This is a genomic window from Kitasatospora sp. NPDC096204 (assembly GCF_044763205.1).
GTDB lineage: Bacteria > Actinomycetota > Actinomycetes > Streptomycetales > Streptomycetaceae > Kitasatospora.
The window spans coordinates 31,637-39,052 of record NZ_JBIWFT010000063.1; the positions used below are offsets into that span (position 1 = coordinate 31,637).

5 protein-coding genes are annotated in these 7,416 nt (G+C 77.5%); 3 read left to right on the forward strand and 2 right to left on the reverse strand.

The window, feature by feature from the left end:
• Positions 1 to 5 precede the first annotated feature (5 nt).
• Positions 6 to 2,348 carry a LuxR C-terminal-related transcriptional regulator gene (locus ACIQ87_RS38680; RefSeq protein ID WP_402416691.1) on the reverse strand — a complete coding sequence of 781 codons (2,343 nt, stop codon included), beginning with the start codon at positions 2,346 to 2,348 and terminating at the stop codon, positions 6 to 8.
• A gap of 132 nt (positions 2,349 to 2,480) precedes the next feature.
• On the opposite strand from ACIQ87_RS38680, the gene ACIQ87_RS38685 reads away from it, so the two are divergent.
• Positions 2,481 to 3,899: a DUF6350 family protein gene (locus tag ACIQ87_RS38685; RefSeq protein ID WP_402416693.1), complete on the forward strand. Its 1,419-nt coding sequence runs from the start codon at positions 2,481 to 2,483 to the stop codon at positions 3,897 to 3,899.
• Between the two features lie 48 nt (positions 3,900 to 3,947).
• On the opposite strand, the gene ACIQ87_RS38690 is transcribed toward ACIQ87_RS38685, so the two are convergent.
• Positions 3,948 to 4,598, reverse strand: coding sequence for a hypothetical protein (locus tag ACIQ87_RS38690; protein WP_402416696.1), 651 nt, complete (start codon positions 4,596 to 4,598; stop codon positions 3,948 to 3,950).
• Positions 4,599 to 5,022: 424 nt separating this feature from the next.
• Here ACIQ87_RS38690 and purN point away from each other — a divergent pair, with 424 nt between their 5' ends.
• Both purN and purH read left to right on the forward strand, forming a co-directional pair.
• On the forward strand, positions 5,023 to 5,682 hold the full coding sequence (gene purN / locus ACIQ87_RS38695) for a phosphoribosylglycinamide formyltransferase (protein WP_392867195.1): 660 nt from the start codon (positions 5,023 to 5,025) through the stop codon (positions 5,680 to 5,682).
• Complete coding sequence (purH, locus tag ACIQ87_RS38700; RefSeq protein WP_402416699.1) at positions 5,679 to 7,256, forward strand: bifunctional phosphoribosylaminoimidazolecarboxamide formyltransferase/IMP cyclohydrolase; 1,578 nt, start codon at positions 5,679 to 5,681, stop codon at positions 7,254 to 7,256. Before purN ends, purH begins: the two co-directional genes overlap by 4 nt.
• Positions 7,257 to 7,416 lie beyond the last annotated feature (160 nt).

Genomic DNA, 7,416 nt, shown 5'->3' on the forward strand with positions numbered 1-7,416 from the left:
TCGGCTCAGCGCGGCCCGGTCGAGCAGGGCAGCGGCGACCACAGCCGGCAGACCACCGGGCCCTGCGGCGGGGGAGCGGCACCCCGGCCCGCCGCCGGCAGCTCCCAGCGCGCGGCCGCCCGCGGCTGCGGCTCCACCAGGACGGCCTCCAGGCCGGGCGCCGGGCTGCACCAGATGCTGGTGATGCCGTTCGGCGCCCCACCGGGCAGCAGCGGCACGCTCGGCTCGGCCTCCTGCGCCCCGGCGGGCAGCGCGGTGGGCAGGCAGACCGCGGGCGCCGGCGGGTCGACCGACCGGAACAGCTCCGCCGGGCGCACCCCCGAGAGGGTCGCCAGCGTCGCCCCGGCCACCGCGAACGTCAGCAGCGCCGCCGCACCCGTGCGGCTCGCCGTCCAGAGCCGGTGCCTGGCCCGCAGCACCGGCACCGGCGCCCGGTGCGGCTGCGGGCAGCCGCGCACCGCCGCCCGGTGCAGCTGCCCGCTCAGCCCGTCCGCGAAGCCCGGCGCCGCCGGGTCCGGCCCGACCAGCTCCGGCACCCACTGCGTCAGCGCCGTCCGGGCGGCCCACACCCGGCCCTCGGCCGCCACCTGGGTGGACTCCATCTCCACGGCGACCGCCGCGGCCGGCAGCCCCAGCCCGTCGTGCAGCACCAGCGCCCGGCGCTGCGGGCGGGACAGCCGCTTGAGCGCTTTCAGCAGCGCCCGGTCCCGGTCGGTCAGCCGGTCGTGGTCCGGCAGCACCGCCTGCGCCTCGTCGGCCGGCCGTACCCTGATCCGCCGGTGCGGCAGCGTCCACACGTGCGAGCGGCGGGGCCCGCCCCGGTGCCACGGGGACAGCGCCAGCTCGCAGGCCCGCACCCGTACCCACCCCTCCGGGTTCCCCGAAGCGGCCGCCGCGTCCCAGCGCCGCCGGGCCTCCCCGAACGCCAGCCGTACACAGTGCACCGCCCGGTGCCGGCAGGCGGTCAGCAGGAACACCTGCTGCACCAGCCGGGTGTGCGCGGTCTCGTACAGCTCCTCGAAGCTCACCGCCGGGGGCTCCGCGTCGAGGTCGTCGTCCCCGCCCGAGGGCGCGGCGGCGGCCAGTGCCGCCCGGCCGGGACTGCCGAAGCCGGGACCGGCCGGGGCGGCGGGGTCGGTCGAGGCGGGGTACGGGTGCTCGCCGCGGTCGGCGGTGGTGCCGCCCGTGGGGGTGTTCGGCCCGCGGCCCGTGTTCGGGGACGTGGCGCGACGGCGCTCGGCCGGGTCGTGGGGGCGGGCCGTGGAGGTGGCGGTGTCGTCGCTTGTCCGGTCGGGGCCGACGGCCTTCGACCGCCCGTCGTCGGCCCGCTGCCCGGCCGTGGCGCCGCGTTCCGCGTGTTCCGGCGGGGCCTCCCGAGCCTGGTCGGGCTCGGCGGCCCGTGGCTGCCTGCCGTCGGACCCCTGCGCGGCCGGGGCCCGGCGTGACGTGTCGCCGGGGCGGGCGGCCGTGCCTGCGGGGGCCCGCAGCCCACGGACGGTGCCGTTGCCGGGGGACGGACGGCCGCTCGAGGTGGGGGCGTTCTCCGGCCGATCATGTTCGGCGCGGGGGTCAGCGGGCGGCGTCGGCCCACTTCCGCCGACTGCGCTCGCGGCCCGCGCCGGTTCGGCGCCGGGGGCGCCGTCGCGCCGCCCGAGGTCAGCGGGCGTCATCGGCCCGCCTCCGCCGCCGGCGGGGCCCGCCGGCTCGTGGTTCCCGGCGGTCGGCTGACGCCGCGCGCCGACCGTCGCCGGTGCGGCCAGCGGCGCCCGTGGCACGGTGGCGCCGCTTGCCTGGCCCCCGGGCGCGCGATCCTCTTGCGCGCGCCCCGGGGCGGCGCTCTTTGCGGGGGCCGGCGGCCTGCCGGAGGCCTGACGCGGCGTCTCGGCCGGAGCCCGGCGCGCCGCGCCGCCGTCCGCCTCCCGCGCCGGGCGGGCCGCCTGTCGGATGTCACCGGAGGTTCGCGGGGTGGGCTTCCCGGCCCGGGAGCGGCGCCGCTTCCTGGAGGCGTCCCCAACCGCTGCCACGTCGGCCGCTGGGCGCCCGGCCCCGCCGACGGGGACGGGTTCCTCGGGGCGCGGCAGGATGCCGGCCAGCAGGGCGAGGGCCTCCGCCTCGGTGCGGGTGCCGAGCTTGCGCAGGGCGCGCTGGAGGTGGCTGCGGGCGGTGGTGGGGGTGACTCCGAGGGCGGCGGCGGTACGGGGGAGGTCGTGGCCGACCGCGAGGTGGGCCAGGGCCTGGACCTCACGGGGGGTCAGTTCCCGCAGCAGGCGGCCCGCGTCGGTGCCGGCGCGGGCGGGCCTGCGGTGGCGCTCCGGGGTGGGGGAGTCGGCGGTGGGTGGCGTGGTCATCAGACGCTCCGGGCCGGGGCACCGGCGGCTTGGGGGCAGGGTCTGAAAATGCGCATAAGCCAATAATCTGGGACACGGCGGCGGTTTGGTGCTTCACGGAGCATGGCGAGTCGCCTTGGCACCATGTGGCCCATGACGCAGCTGATGGGCCGTCCGATCCTGGAATCGCCCGGTGGACCGGGTGGACGCCCGGCGCTGGCCGACCTGTTGACGGGAATGCGGACGGCGCTGGTCGGCCTGGCCGTGGTCGGGGCGCCGGTGCTGGCGCTCTGGGTGGCGTCGCCGTACGCGGAGGACGGCGCGGCCGCTGTCACCCGGTTGGCGGGGGTGCTCTGGCTGCTCGGGCACGGCGCACCGGTGCTGCGCGGCCCGACGGACGCCCCGTTGACCGTCACTCCGCTGTTGCTCGGCGTCCTGGCCGTGGCGCGGCTCCACCGGGTGGCCGCCGGGGTGGCGGCGCGGCGCGGGCTGCGCTCGCGCTGGGGCGGTCCGGTGGCGGTCTGGGCGGGGTACTGCGCGGTGGCCGTCGGGGTGACCCTGCACTGCGCGGGGGGCGGGTTGTTCCGCAGCCGGGTGCTGCTGGACGTCCTGGCGGTGGCGCTGGTGGCGGGCCTGGCGACGGCCGCCGGGGCCCGTTCGGCGGCCGTCCCCGAGGTGCCGGTCGATTCCCCGCTGGACCGCCTCCCGCCGCCGTACCGCCCCGTCGACGCCGTGCCGACGGTACGGGCCGCGGCGCTGGCGGCCGGAGCCGGACTGGTCGCGGCGGGCGGCCTCCTGGTGGTGTCCTCGGCGGTGCTGGACGCGGTGGCCGGCGGCGGGCGCGGCATGGCACTGCTGGGGAGCGGGCCCGCCGCGCTGGTGGGGCTGGTGCTGCTCGCGCTGGTGCTGCTGCCGAACGCGGTGCTGTGGGGCACGGCGTACGCGCTGGGCCCGGGTTTCGCGGTCGGCACCGGGACGGTGGTGTCGCCGGCCGGTACGGCGCTGGGCCCGGTGCCCGAGTTCCCGCTGTTCGCGCTGCTGCCGGCGGACGGCCCGGGCGGCTGGCGGCTGGCGGTGTCGGCCCTGCCGCTGCTGGCCGGGGTGGTGCCGGCGGTCCTGCTGGGCCGCGCGGCGGCGGGCCGGCGGCTGCCGGGCAGGGCCGGGGAGCGGCCCGAGCCCTGGCCGCCGGCCGCCACGGCGGTGGCCGCGCTGGCGGCGGCGCTGTCGGTCGGGGCCGGGGCGGCGGTGCTGGGCTGGCTCTCCGGCGGGGCGTTGGCGGGGGAGCGGCTGGCCTGGGTGGGGCCGGTGCCGTGGACGGGTCCGGTGGCGGCGGGCTGGATCGCGCTGGTCGCCGTCCCGGGCGCGCTGCTGGTCCGGTACCGCACGCTGGGCCCGGCGGGCGGCGTGGGCGTGTACGCCCGGCTCGTGCGGCACGTCCGCCGGGGCGCGCTGGCGCTGCGCGCCGGTACGTACGCCCTCGTGCTGCGGCTCTCCGGTGTGGGCGTCGGGAGCGCCGGCGGACCGGGCCCCGACGAGCGGGACCCGGTCGACCGGGTGGATCAGGACGACTGACCGGGGCCGGACGGCCGGACGACCGACCGGCCCCGGACGGCGGCCCGGCTACTCGGTGTTCCCGGTGAAGTCCACGTACCACTGCGGCGCGTACCGGTCGCAGTTCTGGGCGCCGACGCTGGTCAGCGAGTCCTGCACGCAGGTGACGTAGTCGCGGTAGTGGTACCCGAGGCCGATCACCGAGGTGGCGACCACGATGGTCATCGCGCCGGTCAGGATGCCGGCGAGCGCGGCCGGGGTGAGCGGGTTCGGTGCCGGCGCCGCGGGGAGCGGGCCGCCCGGACCGGCGACGGTGGCGGCGGCCGGGGCGGGCCGCCGGGTCCGCAGCGCGCCGACGCCCCAGACGATGCCGAGCGCCCCGATCAGCAGCGCGATCCAGTGGAACCCCATGAACAGGCAGACCAGCGCGAACGGCCCGGCCAGCGCGGCGTTGCGCGCCTTGCGGTGGGCCGGGTCGGCGAGGTCGAGCCGGGGCGGCTGCGGGGCCGGCGGCCGACGGCCGGGGCGGCCGTCGTCGCCGGGGCCCCACGGCGGTGGCAGCGTCGGGCGCTCGCCGCCCTGGCCGTCGGGGCCGCCCTGCCCGTCGGCGCCGGGGCCCGGGCCGGTCCAGGGGCTGCGCGGCTGCCACGGCTGGTCCGGGGCATCCGCCGGCGGCGGCGCGAAGGGGTTGCGCTCGCCGGTGTCGTCGCCGCTGCTCATGGGTTCAGCCATTCCTTCTCGGTCGGAGCTCGTTCGGAGGTTCTCGCGTCGGAGCGGTCTCCCGTGCCCCCAATGATCCCGCAGCCGTCCACCGGGCCACCGGCGGCCCGCGTCGAAGGGCCGGGCGGGACCGGGTGGGGTCGTCGGCGGGGTCGTCGGCGGGCCGGTGCGGGCCGGGGCAACTCCGGTGCGGAGGGCCGGAGGAGATCCCCGTCTCAACTACGCGCGTAGCGCCGCCGGGAGGGTGCGGAGGCCGTCCGACCAGCCGTTATCGTGGTGACGGTCAGCAGCCCACAGAGGTTCCCCGGGCCCGCGTCGCGGCGGGTTTTCCCGGAGTTCCCCCTCGCTCGACCTGCCGTTCGTAGTGGCCCCACCGCCGGTGGACGTACCAGCGGACGGCGCCCGACCTACGGAGAAACGCGCAGTGGCCGCCGCCCCCGCCCAGCACTTCCCGCCCCGTACGCCCGGACCGGCCCGCCTGGTGGTGCTGGTCTCCGGCTCGGGCACCAACCTGCAGGCGCTGATCGACGCCGCGGCCGATCCGGCGTACGGCGCCGAGATCCTCGCCGTCGGCGCGGACCGGGACGGGATCGTCGGCCTGGACCGCGCGGAGAAGGCCGGCCTGCCGACCTTCGTCCACCGGGTGAAGGACCACCCCGACCGGGCCGAGTGGGACCGCGCGCTGACCGCCTCCGTCGCCGAGTACCGGCCCGACCTGGTGGTCACGGCCGGTTTCATGAAGATCCTCGGCCCCGAGTTCATCGCCGCCTTCGCCGGGCGGATCGTCAACACCCACCCCGCACTGCTGCCCTCCTTCCCCGGCGCCCACGGCGTCACCGACGCGCTCGCGTACGGGGTGAAGGTCACCGGCTGCACCGTCCACCTGGTCGACTCCGGAGTGGACACCGGGCCGATCATCGCGCAGGGCGTCGTCGAGGTCGTCGACGCCGACCACGCCGATGGCGGCGACGCGCTGCACGAGCGCATCAAGACTGTCGAGCGCAAGCTGCTCGTCGACGTCGTGGGCCGGCTGGCCCGCGAAGGTCACCGCATCGAGGACCGAAAGGTATGGATCCCGGCATGAGTGCCAGCTCCACCACCCCCCCTGTCTCCGAGAATGTCCGTCCGATCCGTCGCGCGCTGATCAGCGTGTACGACAAGACCGGTCTGGAGGAGCTGGCCCAGGGCCTGCACGCCGCCGGGGTCGCCATCGTCTCCACCGGCTCCACCGCCGGCCGGATCGCCGCCGCCGGCGTCCCGGTGACCGAGGTCTCCGAGCTGACCGGCTTCCCGGAGTGCCTCGACGGGCGCGTGAAGACGCTGCACCCCCGCGTGCACGCCGGCGTGCTGGCCGACCTGCGGCTGGAGTCGCACCGCGCGCAGCTGGCCGAGCTGGGCGTCGAGCCCTTCGACCTGGTCGTGGTGAACCTCTACCCGTTCAAGGCCACCGTCGCCTCCGGCGCCACCCCGGACGAGTGCGTCGAGCAGATCGACATCGGCGGCCCGAGCATGGTCCGCGCCGCCGCCAAGAACCACCCCTCGGTGGCCGTGGTGGTCGACCCGGCCCGCTACGGCGACGTGCTGAAGGCCGTCCGGGAGGGCGGCTTCGACCTGGCCACCCGCAAGCGCCTGGCCGGTGCCGCGTTCGCCCACACCGCCGCCTACGACGTGGCCGTCGCCTCCTGGTTCGAGGACGGCTACGCCCCGAGCGACGCGCACTTCCCCGAGTTCCTCGGCTCGACCTGGGAGCGGCAGAACGTGCTGCGCTACGGCGAGAACCCGCACCAGGGCGCCGCGCTGTACAGCGACGGCACCGGCGGCCTGGCCGGCGCGCAGCAGCTGCACGGCAAGGAGATGTCGTACAACAACTACGTCGACACCGACGCCGCCCGCCGCGCCGCCTACGACCACGCCGAGCCGGCCGTCGCGATCATCAAGCACGCCAACCCGTGCGGCATCGGGACCGGCGCCGACGTCGCCGAGGCGCACCGCAAGGCGCACGAGTGCGACCCGGTCTCCGCGTACGGCGGCGTGATCGCCGTCAACCGCCCGGTCACCGTCGCGCTGGCCGAGCAGATCGCCCCGATCTTCACCGAGGTCGTCGTGGCCCCCGGCTACGAGGAGGGCGCCCTGGAGGTGCTCACCCGCAAGAAGAACCTGCGGGTGCTGCTCGCCCCCGAGGCCCCGGCCAACCGCCAGGAGGTGCGCCCGATCTCCGGCGGCGTGCTGCTCCAGGACGCCGACCGGGTGCACGCCGAGGGCGACGACCCGGCGAACTGGACCCTCGCCAGCGGTGAGGCGCTGTCCGCCGACGAGCTGGCCGAGCTGGCCTTCGCCTGGCGGGCCTGCCGGGCCGTCAAGTCCAACGCGATCCTGCTGGCCAAGGACGGCGCCTCGGTCGGCGTCGGCATGGGCCAGGTGAACCGGGTGGACTCCTGCAAGCTCGCGGTCGAGCGGGCCGGCGAGCATGCCAAGGGCTCCTACGCGGCCTCGGACGCCTTCTTCCCGTTCGCGGACGGCCCGGCGATCCTGATCGCGGCCGGCGTCAAGGCGATCGTCCAGCCCGGTGGCTCGATCCGCGACGAGGAGGTCGTCGCGGCGGCCGCCGAGGCCGGCGTGACCATGTACTTCACCGGTGCGCGGCACTTCTTCCACTGACACCGGTCCCGCCGACGGCGTGACGGCGTGACGGAACGACAGAGCGGCCCGGCCCCCTCCTCGGAGGGGGCCGGGCCGCTCTGCCGTGCGCGCCGGTCAGTACCGGGGCCGGTTGAACCACTTGACGCTGTCCTGGAGGCACATGGCGGTGATCCAGATG

What these genes read in the sequence shown, in the direction of transcription:
- ACIQ87_RS38680 (WP_402416691.1), bottom strand. Translation starts at nt 2,348, where the DNA reads ATGACCACGCCACCCACCGCCGACTCCCCCACCCCGGAGCGCCACCGC.
- purH (WP_402416699.1), top strand. Translation starts at nt 5,679, where the DNA reads ATGAGTGCCAGCTCCACCACCCCCCCTGTCTCCGAGAATGTCCGTCCG.
- ACIQ87_RS38685 (WP_402416693.1), top strand. Translation starts at nt 2,481, where the DNA reads ATGACGCAGCTGATGGGCCGTCCGATCCTGGAATCGCCCGGTGGACCG.
- ACIQ87_RS38690 (WP_402416696.1), bottom strand. Translation starts at nt 4,598, where the DNA reads ATGAGCAGCGGCGACGACACCGGCGAGCGCAACCCCTTCGCGCCGCCG.